This is a genomic window from Parafrankia sp. BMG5.11 (assembly GCF_004337455.1).
This window is the reverse complement of sequence record NZ_SJXI01000052.1, coordinates 41,121-57,692: the sequence shown is the minus strand read 5'-3', so window position 1 is coordinate 57,692 and position 16,572 is coordinate 41,121. Positions and strand designations below refer to the sequence as shown.

The following is a 16,572-nucleotide window of genomic DNA, read 5'->3' as shown; positions in this document are numbered from 1 at the left end:
CGGCGTCGGGCCGACCCAGGATGGGAGTGACGATGGCGATCTCACTCGGTTACCTGCTCACAGTGCTTGCCGCGGTCGCCGTCGTGGCGGACATGCGGGCGAGGGCGGTGCGCGGACGCGGACGCGGACATGGAGCGGTGCATCCCGATCCACAGTCGGTCCCGATCGAGGACCTTGCGCTGGTCACCGCCGGCCCGAAGCGCGCCGCGCTGACGGCGCTCGTGGGCCTCTACGAGGCCGGCGCCGTCGACATCCCGCTGACCTGGCGACTCAGGGTGGCCGGACCACTCCCGCCGGGAAGCACACCGCTCGCCGCGAGCGCGCACCGGCTGATCGCGAGCGCCGGCCAGCCGCTCGTGCGCGGGATTCTCCGCCAGCTCGCCCGCGGCCCCGAGATCCGGACCGCGCAGGCACGCCTGGCCGCCGCCGGATACCTGCCGCCCGCTGGTCAGGCCCGCCTGCTGCGCATCCTGCGGCTGGTGCTGCCGCTGGCCATCGTCGCGGCGGCCGTCGCGTTGACCCCGCTGGCGGACGACGGAGACGGGGCTGGCCTGGTCCCGGTGGCGATGGTCGCCGCCGCGGTGGCCGTGATCACTCTGGCCCGACCCGTGCCGGTCACCCTGGACGGCCGCCGGCTCGTGCAGGCCGCCGGTACCCGCGCCGCGGGTTACGCGGACGGGGGTGTCCCCGGTCAGCGCGCCGTGGCGGTCGCGCTGTTCGGACCGGCGGCCCTGCGGCGCGCCGACGCCGTCCTCGCGCGGCGAATGGGCGTCGGCTCCCGGCCCCAGCACGCCCGGCTCGGCGGCCGCGGCGGATCCTCCCGCGGCCACACCGGCTCGACGGACTCGAGTGAGACCGCCTTCGGCGGATTCGCCGGCTGGTTCGCATTCGGTGGGGACGGCTCGCACCACGGGGGCTGGGGGGGCGGCCACAGCGACGGCGGATGCGGCGGCGGACACAGCGGCTGCGGGGGCGGCGGCTGCGGTGGCTGAGCGGCTCAGGGCCGCCGGGCCGGCCGGGCGCCTGGCAGGTCTCGGGGCCGGCTGGCGTCCCGAACTCGGCGCCGTCCTCGCCGAGCGGTCCGACCTGGGTTTCGTGGAGGTGATCGCGGAGTTCATGCGCCCCGGGACGCCGCTGCCGCCGACACTCACCGGACTCGGCGTGCCGGTCGTCCCGCACGGCACCAGGCTCTCCCTCGGCGGCACCGAGCCGCTCGACCCGTCCCGGGTGGCGTGGCTGGCCGCGGTCGCCGAACAGCTGGGCTCACCCCTGGTCAGCGAGCACGTCGCCTTCGTCCGGGCGGGGGGAGTCGAGGCCGGGCATCTGCTCGGCGTCCCGCGCACCCGGGAGGCGCTGGGCGTGCTGGCCCGCAACATCGCCGACCTGCGGGCCGAACTGCCCGTCCCACTGGCGCTGGAGAACGCGGCGAGCGTGCTCGCCTGGCCGGACGATGAGCTGGACCCGGCCACGTTCCTGACCGAGCTCGCCGACCGCACCGGCGCGCTGCTGCTCGTGGACGTCGCCAACCTGCACGGGGACGCGCTGAACCACGGCGTCGACCCGCTGCGGTTCCTCGACGCGCTGCCCTGGGAGCGGGTGGCGTACGCCCATGTCGCCGGGGGACGGGTGGCGAACGGGATCTACTTCGACACCCACCTGCATCCGGTGGCGCCGGAGGTCCTGGCCCTGGTGGGCGAGGCCGCGGCGCGCTGGTCGGGGGTCCCCGCCGTCCTGCTCGAGCGGGACGGGAACTACCCCCGCGCGCCCGAGATCCACGCGGAGCTCGATGCCGTCCACGCCGCCGCTCTCGGGCCGGGCCCGGGACGGCCGGCGGGACGGCCGCCGGCCGCGGAGTTCGGGCAAAGACCGGTGACGCTCAGACAAAGAGCGGTGACGCTCAGGGAGACACCGGTGACGCTCGAGGAGCGGCAGGTGACGATGGTCGCCGATCTGGTGAGCGGCCGCGGTCCCGGCGACGGGTTCGATCCGGAACGGTTCGAGGCGGTCCGCGGGACGCTGATCGACAAGCGGCGCGCGGCGGTCGCCCGGTGCTGGCCCGAGCTCGCCGCGACGAGCGACTTCGCGAGCCGGTTCGCGGAGTTCGCCCGGACCCGTCCACCGGCCGGAACCCGCGCTGACGCGCTGGGCTTCGCCGCCACCGTCCACGACCGCCTCGGGCCGGGGGCTCGCCGGGAGGTGCTCGCCGCCCGCCTGTCGTCACGGCGACTCGCCGTGATCGTCGACCGCGTGCCCGGCGGGCGGACCCTGATCGGCCTGCGACTCCCCCTGCTCGCCCCGTTCGTCCTGCCGACCGGAGCGGCGGCGGCCGGCGGCGGCTGAGCGGCGGCCGCCGCTCAGCCGTCGGTGACGGCCGGCGCGGCCGCCGGCCGTCAGTCAGCCGCGCAGGACGGCGCCCGTCCGGCTGGTGGCCTCGGCGACGGCCGCGTCACGGGCATCGTTGGCCTCGGCCGCCGTCAGTGTCCGGTCCGGGGCCCGCAGGCGCAGGCCGAAGGCCAGCGAGCGGCGGTCGGGGCCGACCTGGTCGCCCTCGTAGACGTCGAACAGCGACAGCGCCTCCAGCAGGTCCCCGGCCCCCGCCCGCAACGCCTCGGTCACCGCCGCCACGGAGACGTCCACCGCGGTGACCAGCGCGACGTCACGGTCGGCCGGCGGGAAGGTGGAGATCGCGGGAGCCGCGACCGGCGGCCGCTCGAGCGCGGCGCCGATCAGCGAGTCCAGGTCCAGCTCCATCGCGCAGGTGCGCGCCGGCAGCCCGGCGGACCCGAGGACCCGCGGGTGCAGCTCCCCGGCGTACCCGACGACCCGGCCGTCGACCGACAGCTCGGCGCAGCGGCCGGGGTGCCAGGGCATGGCGTCCCCGGCGGCGACGGCCAGCTCGACGCCGACCGCGGCGGCGGCGGCATGCGCGGCGGCCAGGGCGTCGCCCCAGTCGGCGGCCCGCCCCGGACCCCACCAGCCGGCGGGCTCACGCAGGCCGGTGAGCACCACCGCGACATGACGCGGCTGACGGGGCAGGGCCGCGTTCAGCGCGGTGACCTCGTCCTCGCTGGGACGGCGGTCGACCGGCGGCGTGACCACCGCGGCCGGCGCGCCCGCCGGCTCCCGGAAGACCAGCCCGCTCTCGAACAGCGCGAGATCGGTCTGGCCGCGGCCGAGGTTGCGCACGGCCGTGGCGATCAGCCCCGACAGCAGCGTGGTGCGCAGGTAGGAGGCGTCCTGGGCGATCGGGTTCGCCACCCGCACCGCCGCCCGGCGCTCGTCGCCGGCGGGCAGGCCGAGCGCGTCGGCGGCGTCCTCGGCGACGAACGGGAGGGTGAGCACCTCGACGAACCCGTCGGCGGCGAGCGCCCGCCCGACGGCCCGCCGCATCTGCTGGGCGGCGGTGAGACCGCGCCCGGCGGGCAGCAGCGGCAGCGTCACCGGGATGGTGTCGTACCCCTCGAGCCGCACGACCTCCTCGACCAGATCCGCGGGGCGGAGCAGGTCGGGCCGCCAGGACGGCGCCGTCACCAGGAGCTCGCCCGGCTCGCCCGGACTACCCGCCGCCTCGGCGGGCTCCGGGTCGCGCAGCAGGCAGCCGACGTCGGTGAGGCGGCGGCGGATCGCATCCACCGGGTAGGGACGGCCGGCCAGCCGCTCGGGCTCGCCGAGCGGGAACACGATCGGCTCCGGCGCCGCGCGGTGGTCGACGTCGGTGACACCGGGCTCGGCGGTGGCTCCGGCCAGCTCGCGCAGCAGGTCGACGGCCCGCTGGGCGGCGACCGGCGCGAGCGCCGGGTCGACCCCGCGCTCGAAGCGGCGCGACGCCTCGGAGCCGAGGCGGTGCCGGCGGGCCGTCCGGGCGACGGTCACCGCGTCGAAGTGCGCGGACTCCAGCACGATGTCGGTGGTCGCCGCGGAGATCTCCGTCGCGGCGCCGCCCATCACCCCGGCGAGCGCGATCGGCCCGGAGTCGTCGGCGATGACGAGGTCCTCGGGGTCGAGCTCGCGGTCGACGCCGTCCAGGGTGAGCAGCCGCTCCCCCGCCCGGGCGCGGCGGACGACGATCGGGCCGGTGAGCTTCGCCCGGTCGAACGCGTGCAGGGGCTGCCCCAGACCGAGCATGATGATGTTGGTGACGTCGACCGGCGCGGAGATCGGCCGCATGCCGGCCAGCGACAGCCGCCGCGACCAGTCCAGCGGGGTGCGCGCGGCGGGGTCGACACCGCTGACCGTCTGGGCGACGTAGCGATCGCAGGCGGCGGTGTCCTCGACCCGCACCGGGTATCCGGCCGCGGAGTCGGCGCCGGTCGCGGCAGGCTCGTCGGAGCCCCAGGCACCGGGGTCGTCGAACGGCAGGCCGAAAGCCGTCGCCGCTTCCCGGGCGATGCCGCGCACCGACAGGCCGTAGCCCCGGTCCGGGGTGACGGCGATGTCGAGCACCTCGTCGCCGAGGCCGAGCAGCTCGGCGACGTCCGTCCCGATCCGGGAACCCGCGGGCAGGACGAGGATCCCGCTGTGGTCCTCCCCGAGGCCCAGCTCCCGGGCCGAGCAGATCATCCCGTCGCTGACGTGTCCGTACGTCTTGCGGGAGCTGATCTCGAACCCGCCGGGCAGCACCGAGCCGGGCAGCGCGACCGGCACCCGGTCGCCGACCTCGAAGTTGAACGCGCCGCAGACGATCCCGCGCACACCGGGCTCCGCCTCCCCCGACCCGGACGCCACGGGCCCGCCCGGCTCACCGAGCTCGGCGACCCGCACCCGGCAGAAGCGGACGTCCTTCTTCTTCGCCGCGACGACCTCGATCGAGAGCACCTCGCCGACCACCACGCCGGCCAGGTCGCCACCGACGGTCTCCAGGCCCTCGACCTCGAAACCGGCGCGGATCAGCGCGTCGGCCACGGCCTTCGCCGGCGGCAGGCCGCCGACCTGCTCACGCAGCCACGACATCACGATTCTCACCGGGTCAGCCCTCGCTTCCGAACGGCAGGCCGAAGCGGACGTCCCCGTCGACGAAGTCGCGGATCTCGCGGACGTCGTGCCGGGTCATCGCGGCCCGTTCCAGGCCCATCCCGAAGGCGAAACCGCTGTAGCGCGCAGGGTCGACCCCGCAGGCCCGCAGCACGTTCGGGTCGACCATCCCGCAGCCGCCGGCCTCGATCCAGCCCTCGTCGGAGCAGACCCGGCACGGCTGGCGGGCGGCGTCGCCACGGCAGGCGAAGCACTGGACGTCCAGCTCGGCGGACGGCTCGGTGAACGGGAAGAACGACGGCCGCAGCCGGGTGGACAGTCCGGAACCGAACAGCGCCTGGGCGAACACCTCGAGGGTGCCGCGCAGGTCGGCCATGGTGATGCCCTCGTCGACGGCGAGGCACTCGAGCTGGCCGAACACCGGCGAGTGCGTCGCGTCGATCGTGTCGTTGCGGTAGGTGCGCCCGGGGCAGACCACGTAGACCGGCAGCGGGCGGGACAGCAGCGAGCGGATCTGCACCGGCGAGGTGTGCGTGCGCAGCAGCCGGCCGGACGCGGCCGGCTCGACGTAGAGCGTGTCGTGCTCGCTGCGCGCGGGGTGGTCGGGCGCCATGTTGAGCGCCTCGAAGTTGAACCAGTCGTGCTCCACCTCGGGGCCCTCGGCGACCTCGTAGCCCATGGCCACGAAGACGTCGGTGAGCCGGTCGGAGAGCAGGCTCAGCGGGTGGCGGGCGCCGCGGCGGCGGCGGTCGACCGGCAGGGTCACGTCGACCCGCTCGGCGACCAGGATCTCGGCGTCACGCCGGGCGGTGAGCTCGACCAGCCGGGCCTCGTAGGCGGCCCGGACCTTCGCGGTCGCGGCGTTGTGCGCGCGGCCGGCCTCCGCCCGGTGCTCGCGGGGCAGGGCGCCGAGCTCGCGACGGGCGAGCATCAGCGGCGCCTGCTGTCCGTCCACGTGGGCGGTGCGCACGGCGGACAGCGCGGCCAGGTCGTCGGCCCCGGCGATCGCGGCGAGTGCAGCGACCGCGGCACCGTCGAGCCGTCCGGGATCCAGGGCACCGAGATCCACGGGATCAGCGGTCTCGTTGGGGGCGGGCACGATGATCATCCTCATCGACGGTGGGCGGGCTGGCACAGCCCGCCCGAATGGATGGGTCGGTTCTCCGGGGCGCCCGCCGGTGGTTCGTCGTACGCGGCCTCAGCCGAACACGGGCCCACCGGCGGGCACGAAAAATCGGAACTCCGCCCCGCCGCCCGGCGCCTTGCCGACCGAGATCGTCCCACCGTGCGCGTCGATCAGCGCCTTGGCGATGTACAGCCCGAGACCGGTGCCGTTCCCGCGGCTCGCGCCGCGCCAGAACTTGGCGAACACCCGGGTGGCGTTGGCCTCCGGGACTCCGTCGCCCTCGTCGCCGACCGTCACCTCGGCGCCTGTCCCCGTACCGCTGAGCACGACGGTCACAGTACCCGCGCCGTGGCGCAACGCGTTGTCGACGAGGTTGTGGAGCACCTGCTCGATCTTGTCGGGGTCGACCCACATCTCGGGCAGGTCGCCCTCCATCCGGACGGCGAACCGCTCCGGTGGGGCGGAGCCGGCCGCGATCTTGCCCTCGACGACCCGGCGGACGGCGACGCGCATGTCCACGATCTGCTTGCGGATCTGCACCCGGCCGGCGTCGATGCGGGAGACGTCGAGCAGCTCGGTCAACAGCCTGGTGACCCGGTCGGCGTCGGTGTTGACGGTGTTGAGCATGAGCTTCTTCTGCTCGTCGGTGAATCTGTCCCACCGGGCGAGCAGGGTCGCCGTGAACCCCTTCACGCTGGTCAGCGGCGAGCGCAGCTCGTGCGCGACCGTGGCGATGAGATCGGCGCGGTTGCGCTCGATCCGCTCCCGGCTGACCGTGTCACGCAGGCAGACGGCGACCCGTACGAGGGCGCCTTCGACACGGGTGAACCGGGTGGTGACGTTGAAGTCATGGTCGGAGGCGGGACCGGCGTAGGTCAGCCGGCGCTCGGGCTGCCCGGTGACCCGGGGCAGCTCGCGGCTCGGCTGCGAGCACTCCCACCAGTCGTTGCCCCGCTCGTCGAGCAGCGGCAGGACGTCGGTGACGTGCCGACCGACCGCGTACCCGGCGGACAGCCCGGTCATCTTCGTCGCGGCGGCGTTGAAGAGCTCCACAGTGCCCGTCGCGTCGGTGACGACCACCGGGTCGGGCAGCAGGTCGAGGGCCGCCGGAGAAAGCACGTCCACCGACTCCTCCGCGGTCTCGGTCTCGGTCTCACCAGCCCCGTGCGCCGTGGCGCCGACGTCGGGGACACCGGCGGCTACGGCATCACCCTCCGTGACACCGACGTCCGGTACACCGACGATCTGGTCGTCGTCCGCGACGTAATGCCCGGAAGTGGACGCGACGATGCGCGTCAATGCGCCCCACCTCCCCCGGCGCCGGACGTAGCGGACCCGACCATTCTCTGCGCCCGCGCCGACGCATACAGACACAGCGCTGACGCAACCGCAAGATTCAGCGACTCGGCCTGACCGTACACCGGTACCCGCACCGCCGCGTCCGCGGACGCCGCCGTCGCCGGCGTGAGGCCTCTCGCCTCGTTGCCGAAGACCCAGGCCGTCGGCCCCGCCAGCGTGCCCACGCCGGCCAGGTCGTCAAGGTCGCGGGCCGCGTGGCCCGAGGCCGCCAGCACCAGGCACCCGGCCCGGCGCAGCGCCCCGACGACCGCGGGGCCGTCCTCGGCGACCACGACCGGCAGGTGGAACAGGCTCCCCGCGGACGCCCGGACGCACTTCCCCCCGAAGGGGTCGACGCTGTTCCCGGTGAACACGACCGCGTCGGCGCCGGCCGCGTCGGCCGAGCGAATCACGGTACCGGCGTTCCCCGGGTCGTTCGCGCCCTCGCAGACCGCGACCAGGCGCGGCCGGCCCAGATCCGCCAGCTCGTGGCGGGGCAGCTCGGCGACGCCGACCAGGCCCTGCGGGGTCACCGTCTCCGACAGCACCGCGGCGGCGGCGTCCGTCACGAGCCGGACCGGCAGGTCGGCCGCGGCCAGCAGGTCCGCGTGCCGCTCCGCCGCCGACTCGCCGACGAAGAGCTCCACCAGGGCACCCACGGCGAGCGCCGCGGTGACCGCCTGCGCGCCCTCGACGAGGAACAACCCCTCGCCGCGGCGATCCGCCGGCCGCCGCAGCCGGCGGGCGGCGGCGACCCGGGCCGAGCGCAGCCCGTCCACCCGCCCGGGCGACGGGCGGGCGGGCCGGCCGCCGGCGGCCGGCCCGGACCGGCCGCCGGCGAGGGCTGTCGGCCGGCCCGCGGAGCGGCCCTGCGGGTGGCGAGGCGACACCGGTGGAAGCCCGTGGTGCCTCAGGCGGCCGAGGTCTCGGCCGCCGCGGGCAGCGCCGCGCGGGCGACCTCGACGAGGGCGGCGAACGCGGCCGCGTCGTTGACGGCGAGATCGGCGAGGATCTTGCGGTCCACCTCGACACCGGCCAGCCGCAGGCCCTGGACGAAGCGGTTGTAGGTCAGACCGTTCGCCCGCGCCGCGGCGTTGATACGAGTGATCCACAGCTGCCGGAAGTCGCCCTTGCGCGCGCGACGGTCCCGGTAGGAGTAGGTCATCGAGTGGAGCATCTGCTCCTTGGCCTTGCGGTAGAGCCGCGAGCGCTGGCCCCGGTAACCGCTGGCGGCCTCGAGAACCTCGCGGCGCTTCTTCTGGGCGTTGACCGCCCGCTTCACGCGTGCCATGAGGGCACCTGTCTCCTTCGTTCGTTCACTTCCGGCCCCCGGACCCCGCCAGGGAGCGTCGGCGGAGGCGGAACTGTCAGCGAGCCAGCAGGCGCTTGATGCGCCGGTTGTCCGCGGAGCTCAGCGGGACCTCGTCGTACAGCCGGCGGGTGCGGCGGCTCGTCTTGTGCTCGAGCAGGTGGGCGCGGTTGGCGCGCCGACGCATGATCTTGCCGGTGCCGGTGACGCGGAACCGCTTCCCGGTACCGGTGTGGGTCTTCATCTTGGGCATGATCGTGTCCCTGTGGGTGGATTGCGGGCACGCGCCGCTGGCGCGCCTGTTCGAGGTATCCGTGCTGTGTGCACGTCGTTGCGACTTCGCCCGGCGTGACCTACACCTGGCTGGCGGACTCCGGGAGCCGCTGGGGCTTGGCGCCCTTGTGCGGGGCCATGACCATCGTCATGTTCCGGCCGTCCTGCTTGGGCTGGGCCTCGACGTAGCCAAGGTCGGCCACGTCGGTCGACAGCCGCTGCAGCAGCCGGATGCCGAGCTCGGGACGGGACTGCTCCCGACCTCGGAACATGATGGTGATCTTGACCTTGTCGCCGGCCTTGAGGAACCGCACTACGTGACCTTTCTTGGTCTCGTAGTCGTGCGGATCGATCTTCGGTCGGAGCTTCATCTCCTTGATGACCGTCTGGACCTGGTTCTTACGAGCCTCGCGACGCTTCTGGTCGGACTCGTACTTGAACTTTCCATAGTCCATCAGCTTGCAGACCGGCGGACGGGCAGTCGGTGCCACCTCGACGAGGTCGAGGTCGGACTCCTGCGCCAGGCGCATGGCTTCCCCGATGGAGACGATGCCGATCTGCTCGCCCTCCGCACCTACGAGGCGAACCTCCGGAACGCGGATCCGGTCATTGATACGTGACTCTGTGCTGATGTGCTTTCCTCCGTGGCTCGACGCGCGGGCACGACCTCACCGCAGCGGAGCACCAAGCCCGGGACATCCCGGACTCCCGGCCGACAATGCCGTGGGAACGGCTCGGCCGACCGGCGACCCGGCCACCGCGTGCGAGCCGGTCGAATTAACGACCAGCCGGCTGACTGTTCCGCGGCGACGACGGGTGGAGGGCGAACCCCCGCTTTGACCCGATCACGGGGCCCGAGCGACGTGCCGTCGGGACGCCTGCCACCGCAGTGGCCTTGCCACCTTGGTGACCCTGCCACGTCAGTGGCCTTGCCAACTAAGTGACCTTGCCACCTCAGTGACATGTCGCGCCCAAGCACGACCCCAGGACCCGCCATCAGGCGGTCTACGGTCCAGCGTAGCAGAGATGCCCGGCAGGACCGATCAACGCCGACCCCGGTGGCACGGCCCCACCCCGGCGCCGCGGCCGGCCGGGCACCGCGGCGGAGCGGGTCCGGGCCCGCGGGATGTCCACTCGGACCCGACCGACCTGCGCCGGCCACGCGGCCACAGGTCAGGCGCGGCCGTCCCGACGGCGGAACAGCGAACGCCGCGGGGGGCGCACCCCGCGGCCGAGATGGGCGCGCACCGCTGGCACCTCGGTGGGGTCGACGACGAGCACGGCGGCCTCCGCGCTCCCGCCGCCCGCCGCGGATCCGCCGGGCCCGTCCTCGATCAGCAGGCGCAGCCGGCGCACGATCTCGGTGATCATGTCGTCGCCCCCGGGAGCGGCGCCCCCGGCAGCCCCGGTGTCCCCGAAATCCCCCGCACCCCCGAAATCGCCGGGGCCGTCTGGATTCTCCGTGTCGCCTGGATTCTCGAGGTACCCGCGGTCGACGGCGTCCCGGCTCCCGGCCCTGCCCGCGGCGTCCCCGGCACCAGCGGTGGCACCGGCACCAGCCGCGGCGGCACCGACGGCGGCAGCGGCGGTGCCGGCGGCGCCGTTCACCGCGACGGCGAGGACCGGGCGGGCCGGCCAGCGCTGCCCGATCGACTCCGCCAGCTCCGCCGGCCAGACCTCCGTCTCCGGCGGCAGGCCGGCGAGCGCGGCGCGGATCCGCCGACGGCCCCGCGCGCCGAGCGGCACCGGGCGCGGGCGGAGCAGACCACCCCCGGAGTCTGCCGCGACGATCAGCTCGTCCGCGTGGCCGTCGGCGCCAGCGGTCGCCGGGCCCGCCGCGCCCCGCATGGCGGCGGACGTCCCCGGCTCGCCCGACGAGATCCACATGCCCTCGCCGCCACCGAAGGGCCGCGGGCCACGCCGGCCGACCCCGCCGCCGACATCCCCGGCGGCGGGCCGGACGTCCAGGGTGACCGGGGCCGGGCCGCCGAGGTCGATCACGACGGCGGCCAGGCCCATCCGGACGGCCTCCGCGCACGCGTCGGGCAGCGTCACGGGAACGGGGCGCACCGAGGGGCGCCAGGCCGCCATCACGTCCACCGCACTGAACACCGGCAGCGCACCGGAGCCTGACGGCGTACGCAGGGTGACCAGGACCATGTCGCTCTTCTTGTCCGCGCCGGTCAGCGCGTCGGTGGCGAGAGCCCGGGCCTCGACCCCGACGAACACCCGGGCGCCAGGAAGCGCCGCGGTGAGCGCGGCACGGTCGCCTGAGCGCAGGGCCGCCAGCAACGCGGAGTCGGCACGGCCGTGGTCACCCTGCCCGGGTGGCGTCAGCAGGTCGGGGGACACCCCATCGACTGTAGTGCGTGAAAGTGGCGCTCCGGGACCACACCCGTCGCCTTTGGAGGGGTAGGCGGCCAGGTGTCCGGCGCCGGCGGTCGCGCGGGGTGGGGGCGGCTCGGCCGGTCCGACCCCACCCCGCGCGACCGGCTCAGCCGGTGCCCGGCGGACGGCCGCCCGGACCCGCCACGGACGCCGGGTCGACGGCCGTGGCGAGATCGTCGAACGCGGCCCGGGTGCGCTTGCGCAGGCTCCGCCAGGCGAACGGACGGCTGTCCGTCAGCGCCGGGTCGAACGGGACGACCACCACGAGACGGGCGCGGCCGGCCAGGTCGTCCAGGCGCTGCCGGGCGGCGCGGGTCAGCCGGGTGGGGTAGGTCTCGACCACGGCCACGAGCGCCGAGGCTGCGAGGTCGCGGCGGCCGGCCCCGCCGAGCGCGGTGAGCGCGGTGAGCGCGTCGTCCGTCGCGGCCAGTTCGGCCTCGCCGGCCCGGGTGGTGACCACAACGAGATCACTGCGCGCGAGCAGGGTCGCCGGCACCGGCTGACTCCATCCCGACGGCCCGTCCGCGATGACCACCGGGAACCACCGGGCAAGCAGGTCCAGGGCCGCGGCCAGCTCGTCGCCGGCCAGGCCGGGCGCGGTGAGATCGTGCACGCCGGGCAGCACCTCGAGCCCGCCCGGACCGTCGGCGGCCAGGTAGCGCCGCAGCTCGGTCAGCGACGCGACCGGGGGCCAGGCCCCCGCCAGCTCGCGCAGCCCGACCCGGCGCGGCCGCAGACCGACCCGCTGGGTCAGCATGCCGTACTGGTCCGGGCAGGCGTCGACGGCGGCGATGCGGGAGTGGGCGCGCGCGGCGAGCGCCATGCCCAGGCCGGCCGCCACCGTCGTGCGGCCGCAGCCGCCACCGAACCCACCGACCAGGACCCGCAGGGCGCGTACCGCCGGACGCCGGTCCGTAGCGGGAACGACTTCGGCCGACGGCCGGGGCGTCTCGGACGCGACCGGCAGCGGCGCGGCCGGCCGGGGCACGGCGGGTGCCGGAGCCACCCGTTCCACCGCTCGCGACGGCACGGGTGCTCGAGGGGCCGGATTCGGCGGCGGCGGTGCTGGGGATGGCGGTGGCGGCGGAGCGGGCGGCAGCGGGACCGACGGCGGCAGGGTGGGCAGTGATCCGAAGGACGCCGCGCGCTCCCACTGGGCCGGGGGCCGCTCCCCGGTCGGTGTGGCGGCGGTCCCGACGTCGGGCGTCCACCCGCCCGCGGACGGCGCCGGGGCGGGACTGGGCAGAGGAGCGGTGGCCTCGCCCTCGATCACCGCCCGCCCGGGCGCCGGAGCCCGCGCCGGCGTCGGCTGGGCCGGCGGCGGCGCAGACGGCGGCCGGACAGACGGCGGCGCAGGCGGCGGGACGGCCTGCTGACCGGATGACGGCGCGGGAGCGGGCGCGCCCGGCGGCACCTGCCGGTCAGGCGGTGTCTGCCGGTCGGACGGGGGCGCCTGGTGCCGGTCAGGTGGGGCAGCCGCGGGCGGAGGGACCGCGGGCGGGCCGGCCGGAGCGGGCGAAGCGGGCGTCCGCCGGACGGCCGGCGGAGTCGGCGGCGGTGCGCCGCGCCCCGGCTCGGGCCGCGGCGGGCGCGGGCGGCTGCGGGTCTGCCGGCGGCTGACCGTCGCCCGGCCGGGCTGGGTCTCCTGCGACATCCGCATGCCCAGCAGGGAGACCGGGCGGGCGTCGCCCTCGGAGTCGCTCTCGCCGCCCGCCTCGGGCGTCACCGGCTCCGGTTCGGCACCGAACGGGTCGCGGCCCGCTCCCGGGTAGTCGGACCCCTCGGAGCCCGAATCGCGCGAGGACGGCCCACCGGCCGCGTCACGTTCAGACCCGTGGCCCGTCACCTGCATGTCCCCACCTCATGTGTGTCGACCGTCCGAAAGGTCGGCACCGGTGGTGAGCCCCCCGCCCACCGCCGGTGCCGACCTGTCGCACCGGAACCTCGCCATGAGGTGACACGGACGCGGCGATCCCCCTCAGACCCGCTCCCGCAACCACCACCGTGCGGCAACCGTACGCCCCGACGGCGACGCACCTGACCAGGCCCTGCCGCACCAGACCCTGCCGCACCAGACCCTGCCGCGCGAGGTCACCGATACGGTTCGAAACCACAGTCTCGCGGAACGTGTGACATCACAAGTACGCCGGGCCGTCACCGCCCGGTGACGACGGCCCGGCGACCGACGGCCCACCGGGGGCCCACGCTGGTGGCCGGGCCCCGGCGAGGGCACGGCCGGCGGCTACCCGCGGCCGGCCGCGCCGCGGCGGCCCGTCAGGTGAGGGCGCCGATGCCGCGCAGGATGACGGCGGTGTCGAGCGCGGCGAGGGTGGCCTCGCGGCCCTTGTCCTCCGCCGAGCCCGGCAGGCCGGCACGGTCCCTGGCCTGCTCAACGGTGTCGCAGGTCAGCAGGCCGAAGCCGACCGGCACCCCGGCGTCGAGGGTGATCCGCACCAGGCCGTCCGTCACGAAGCGGCAGACGTACTCGAAGTGCGGGGTGCCGCCGCGGATCACCGCGCCCAGCGCCACCACCGCGTCGTGGCGCGCCGCCAGGGCGGCGACGACCACGGGCAGCTCGACGGCCCCGGAGACCCGCACGACGGTTGGCGTGGCCGTGACGCCCGAGTCCTTCGCCGCGCGCAGCGCGCCGGCGAGCAGCGCGTCGGTGATCTCCACATGCCACCGGGTGGCCACGATCGCCAGGCGCACCCCGCTGGCGTCGGGCAGCTCCTCGGCGGGTGCTCCGGCGCCGCTCATCGGGCCTCCTCGCAGGCCCGGTCCGCGCGGTCGGCGACCGGGGCCGCCGTCACCGGCCAGCGGTGGGCCTCGTGCGCGCCGGCGGTCTCGTCCCCGCCGACGACCTTCGGCAGGTCAGGCAGGCCGGGCAGGCCGGGCAGGCCGGGCAGGTCGTGGCCCATCCGGTCCCGCTTGGTCGTGAGGTAGCGCAGGTTCTCCGGGGTGTGGGTCACCGGCAGCCCCACCTGCTCGACGATGCGCAGCCCATAGCCCTCCAGGCCCGCGCGCTTCGTCGGGTTGTTGGACAGCAGCCGCAGCCCGCGCACGCCCAGGTCCACCAGAATCTGGGCGCCGGTGCCGTAGTCGCGGGCGTCGGCCGGCAGCCCGAGGGCGAGGTTCGCGTCGACGGTGTCGTGCCCGGCGTCCTGGAGCTGGTAGGCCTGCAGCTTGTGCATGAGGCCGATGCCGCGGCCCTCGTGACCGCGCACGTAGAGCACCACACCTCGACCCTCGGCCGCCACCGCGCGCAGCGCCGCGTCGAGCTGGTTGCCGCAGTCGCAGCGCTGGGAGCCGAAGACGTCCCCGGTCAGGCATTCGCTGTGCACCCTGACCAGGACGTTCTCCCCGTCACCGACCTCGCCGCGGATCAGCGCGATGTGCTCGACGCCGTCCAGGGTGCCCCGGTATCCGACGGCCCGGAAGGAGCCGTAGCGGGTCGGGATGCGGGCCTCGGCGACCCGCACGACCTGCTTCTCCGTCCGGCGGCGGTAGGCGATGAGGTCCGCGATCGAGATCAGGGCCAGGCCGTGTTCGCGGGCGAAGGCGGTCAGCTCCGGCAGCCGGGCCATGGAGCCGTCCTCGTTGACGATCTCGCAGATCGCCCCGGCCGGGCGCAGGCCCGCCAGCCGGGCGAGGTCGACGGCGGCCTCGGTGTGGCCGGGCCGGCGCAGCACGCCGCCCTCCTTCGCCCGCAGCGGGAAGATGTGCCCGGGCCGGGTCAGGTCGCCGGGCTGGGTGGCCGGGTCGGCGAGCAGCCGGATGGTCCGGGCACGGTCGGCGGCGGAGATCCCGGTGGTGACGCCGGAGCGGGCGTCCACCGAGATCGTGAACGCGGTGCCCATCCGGTCGGTGTTCTGCGGGACCATCTGGTCGAGGTCGAGCCGGTCGACCTCCGCGGGGTCGAGCGGTACGCAGACGACCCCCGCCGTGTGCCGGACCATGAAGGCGAGCAGCTCCGGCGTTGCCGCCTCGGCCGCGAAGATCAGGTCGCCCTCGTTCTCGCGGTCCGCGTCGTCGACCACGACGACCGGCCGGCCGGCGGCGATCTCGGCGATGGCGGTCTCGATCGTCGCGAAGCTCACCGACGCCTCGTCGGATGCCGTCGGGTGGGAGGCGGGCGCCGTCGGGTGGGAGGCGGCCGAGGAGTCGCCGGCCGGGTTCGTGGTCACCGGGTTCGTGGTCATCAGTGTGATCCGTTCAGGTCGGCGTGGAGCTTCTCGACATACTTGGCCACGACGTCCACCTCGATGTTGACCTTGTCACCGACGGCGCGGGTGCCCAGCGTCGTCGCGGCGAGGGTGGTCGGGATGAGGCTGACGGAGAAACTGGCCGGTTCACCGCCGGCCGCGGCGCGGACGTCGACGACGGTCAGGCTGACCCCGTCCACGGTCACCGAGCCCTTCTCGACGAGGTAGCGGTCCAGCCCCGGCGGCAGGCTGACGCGGACGACCTCCCAGTGCTCGGCCGGCACCCTCTCGAGGACGACGCCGACACCGTCGACGTGCCCCTGCACCAGATGCCCGCCGAGCCGGTCGGAGAGGCGGACGGGGCGCTCAAGGTTCACCCGGTCCCCGACCGAGAGGTCACCGAGGGCGGACCTGCGCAGCGTCTCGAGCATCACGTCCGCGGTGAAGCCGCCGGCCGCCGTCCCGGAGGAACCGGCCGGCCCAGATACGTCCCCGCCGGCGGCGCCGTCCGGGGGGTGGACGAACGAGGTCACCGTGAGACAGACCCCGTTCACGGCGACGGAAGCGCCGTGCGTCACGTCATCGAGTACGCCATGACACTCGACGGTCAGCGACGCGGCGTCATGCCGCGGCTCGATGGCGGTCACCACGCCGAGTTCTTCGACGATGCCGGTGAACATCCGACCCCGCACCTCCGGTCCCGGCACGTCCGGGACATCAGAAGGCGACGCGGGTCAGGGCCGACGCGCCCGCGCCGACCCACGCCGGGACGGCCACGCGCACGTGGCCGGCACAGCGGTGCCCCGCGCGCGTCCTCCCATCCGGACTTTCACCGTCGGTCCCGGAATTCCACCAGGTCAACCGGCCGCCACAAGGGCGGACGGGTCGCGGACTATCACCGCCGGCTCGGAGTTTCACCGACCCCGGAGCGCGCGTGCTGTTGTTAGTACACGGTTAAGTCTGAC

Annotated in this window: 14 protein-coding genes and 1 riboswitch; of the genes, 2 read left to right on the top strand and 12 right to left on the bottom strand. The window is 75.3% G+C overall.

The features are described from left to right. The first annotated feature begins 32 nt into the window (after positions 1 to 32). Together E0504_RS31100 and E0504_RS31095 are read left to right on the top strand one after the other, a co-directional pair. A complete protein-coding gene (locus tag E0504_RS31100) occupies positions 33 to 992 on the top strand; it encodes a TIGR04222 domain-containing membrane protein (RefSeq protein ID WP_165938658.1) in 960 nt (319 codons plus the stop codon). After that, the gene (locus E0504_RS31095; protein ID WP_131626302.1) at positions 985 to 2,340 is read left to right on the top strand and encodes a DUF692 domain-containing protein; all 1,356 of its coding nucleotides are present in this window, start codon (positions 985 to 987) and stop codon (positions 2,338 to 2,340) included. The genes E0504_RS31100 and E0504_RS31095 overlap by 8 nt, the downstream gene beginning before the upstream one ends. A gap of 54 nt (positions 2,341 to 2,394) precedes the next feature. Here the strand turns inward: E0504_RS31095 and pheT are convergent, their stop codons facing one another. From pheT to E0504_RS31035, 12 genes are all read right to left on the bottom strand, one after another. Further along, positions 2,395 to 4,950 (bottom strand): phenylalanine--tRNA ligase subunit beta, encoded by a 2,556-nt coding sequence (pheT, locus tag E0504_RS31090; RefSeq protein ID WP_131626309.1) that lies wholly within the window; start codon positions 4,948 to 4,950, stop codon positions 2,395 to 2,397. 16 nt (positions 4,951 to 4,966) lie between these two features. Then, positions 4,967 to 6,070: a phenylalanine--tRNA ligase subunit alpha gene (gene pheS / locus E0504_RS31085; RefSeq protein ID WP_112108731.1), complete on the bottom strand. Its 1,104-nt coding sequence runs from the start codon at positions 6,068 to 6,070 to the stop codon at positions 4,967 to 4,969. A gap of 99 nt (positions 6,071 to 6,169) precedes the next feature. Then, positions 6,170 to 7,396 carry a PAS domain-containing sensor histidine kinase gene (locus E0504_RS31080; protein ID WP_112108728.1) on the bottom strand — a complete coding sequence of 409 codons (1,227 nt, stop codon included), beginning with the start codon at positions 7,394 to 7,396 and terminating at the stop codon, positions 6,170 to 6,172. Beyond that, positions 7,393 to 8,325, bottom strand: coding sequence for an RNA methyltransferase (locus E0504_RS31075; protein ID WP_131626301.1), 933 nt, complete (start codon positions 8,323 to 8,325; stop codon positions 7,393 to 7,395). The genes E0504_RS31080 and E0504_RS31075 overlap by 4 nt, the downstream gene beginning before the upstream one ends. A 20-nt stretch (positions 8,326 to 8,345) precedes the next feature. After that, the gene (gene rplT / locus E0504_RS31070; RefSeq protein WP_020459340.1) at positions 8,346 to 8,726 is read right to left on the bottom strand and encodes a 50S ribosomal protein L20; all 381 of its coding nucleotides are present in this window, start codon (positions 8,724 to 8,726) and stop codon (positions 8,346 to 8,348) included. Between the two features lie 76 nt (positions 8,727 to 8,802). Continuing rightward, the gene (rpmI, locus tag E0504_RS31065) at positions 8,803 to 8,997 is read right to left on the bottom strand and encodes a 50S ribosomal protein L35 (protein ID WP_020459339.1); all 195 of its coding nucleotides are present in this window, start codon (positions 8,995 to 8,997) and stop codon (positions 8,803 to 8,805) included. A gap of 100 nt (positions 8,998 to 9,097) precedes the next feature. Beyond that, positions 9,098 to 9,619, bottom strand: a complete 522-nt coding sequence (gene infC, locus E0504_RS31060; RefSeq protein ID WP_326828233.1) for a translation initiation factor IF-3 — start codon at positions 9,617 to 9,619, stop codon at positions 9,098 to 9,100. Between the two features lie 571 nt (positions 9,620 to 10,190). Further along, positions 10,191 to 11,369: an SseB family protein gene (locus E0504_RS31055; protein WP_131626300.1), complete on the bottom strand. Its 1,179-nt coding sequence runs from the start codon at positions 11,367 to 11,369 to the stop codon at positions 10,191 to 10,193. Positions 11,370 to 11,511: 142 nt separating this feature from the next. Beyond that, positions 11,512 to 13,257 carry a hypothetical protein gene (locus E0504_RS31050; protein ID WP_131626299.1) on the bottom strand — a complete coding sequence of 582 codons (1,746 nt, stop codon included), beginning with the start codon at positions 13,255 to 13,257 and terminating at the stop codon, positions 11,512 to 11,514. Positions 13,258 to 13,679: 422 nt separating this feature from the next. Continuing rightward, positions 13,680 to 14,162, bottom strand: a complete 483-nt coding sequence (gene ribH, locus E0504_RS31045; RefSeq protein ID WP_071064863.1) for a 6,7-dimethyl-8-ribityllumazine synthase — start codon at positions 14,160 to 14,162, stop codon at positions 13,680 to 13,682. Then, positions 14,159 to 15,604 (bottom strand): bifunctional 3,4-dihydroxy-2-butanone-4-phosphate synthase/GTP cyclohydrolase II, encoded by a 1,446-nt coding sequence (locus E0504_RS31040; RefSeq protein ID WP_243657691.1) that lies wholly within the window; start codon positions 15,602 to 15,604, stop codon positions 14,159 to 14,161. Before E0504_RS31040 ends, ribH begins: the two co-directional genes overlap by 4 nt. Further along, positions 15,604 to 16,287 carry a riboflavin synthase gene (locus E0504_RS31035; RefSeq protein WP_071064864.1) on the bottom strand — a complete coding sequence of 228 codons (684 nt, stop codon included), beginning with the start codon at positions 16,285 to 16,287 and terminating at the stop codon, positions 15,604 to 15,606. Before E0504_RS31035 ends, E0504_RS31040 begins: the two co-directional genes overlap by 1 nt. Before the next feature lie 125 nt (positions 16,288 to 16,412). Beyond that, positions 16,413 to 16,543, bottom strand: a riboswitch (FMN riboswitch). Positions 16,544 to 16,572: the final 29 nt, after the last annotated feature.

What these genes read in the sequence shown, in the direction of transcription:
- E0504_RS31100 (WP_165938658.1), top strand. Translation starts at nt 33, where the DNA reads ATGGCGATCTCACTCGGTTACCTGCTCACAGTGCTTGCCGCGGTCGCC.
- pheT (WP_131626309.1), bottom strand. Translation starts at nt 4,950, where the DNA reads ATGTCGTGGCTGCGTGAGCAGGTCGGCGGCCTGCCGCCGGCGAAGGCC.
- rplT (WP_020459340.1), bottom strand. Translation starts at nt 8,726, where the DNA reads ATGGCACGCGTGAAGCGGGCGGTCAACGCCCAGAAGAAGCGCCGCGAG.
- rpmI (WP_020459339.1), bottom strand. Translation starts at nt 8,997, where the DNA reads ATGCCCAAGATGAAGACCCACACCGGTACCGGGAAGCGGTTCCGCGTC.
- E0504_RS31050 (WP_131626299.1), bottom strand. Translation starts at nt 13,257, where the DNA reads ATGCAGGTGACGGGCCACGGGTCTGAACGTGACGCGGCCGGTGGGCCG.
- ribH (WP_071064863.1), bottom strand. Translation starts at nt 14,162, where the DNA reads ATGAGCGGCGCCGGAGCACCCGCCGAGGAGCTGCCCGACGCCAGCGGG.
- E0504_RS31040 (WP_243657691.1), bottom strand. Translation starts at nt 15,604, where the DNA reads ATGACCACGAACCCGGTGACCACGAACCCGGCCGGCGACTCCTCGGCC.
- E0504_RS31035 (WP_071064864.1), bottom strand. Translation starts at nt 16,287, where the DNA reads ATGTTCACCGGCATCGTCGAAGAACTCGGCGTGGTGACCGCCATCGAG.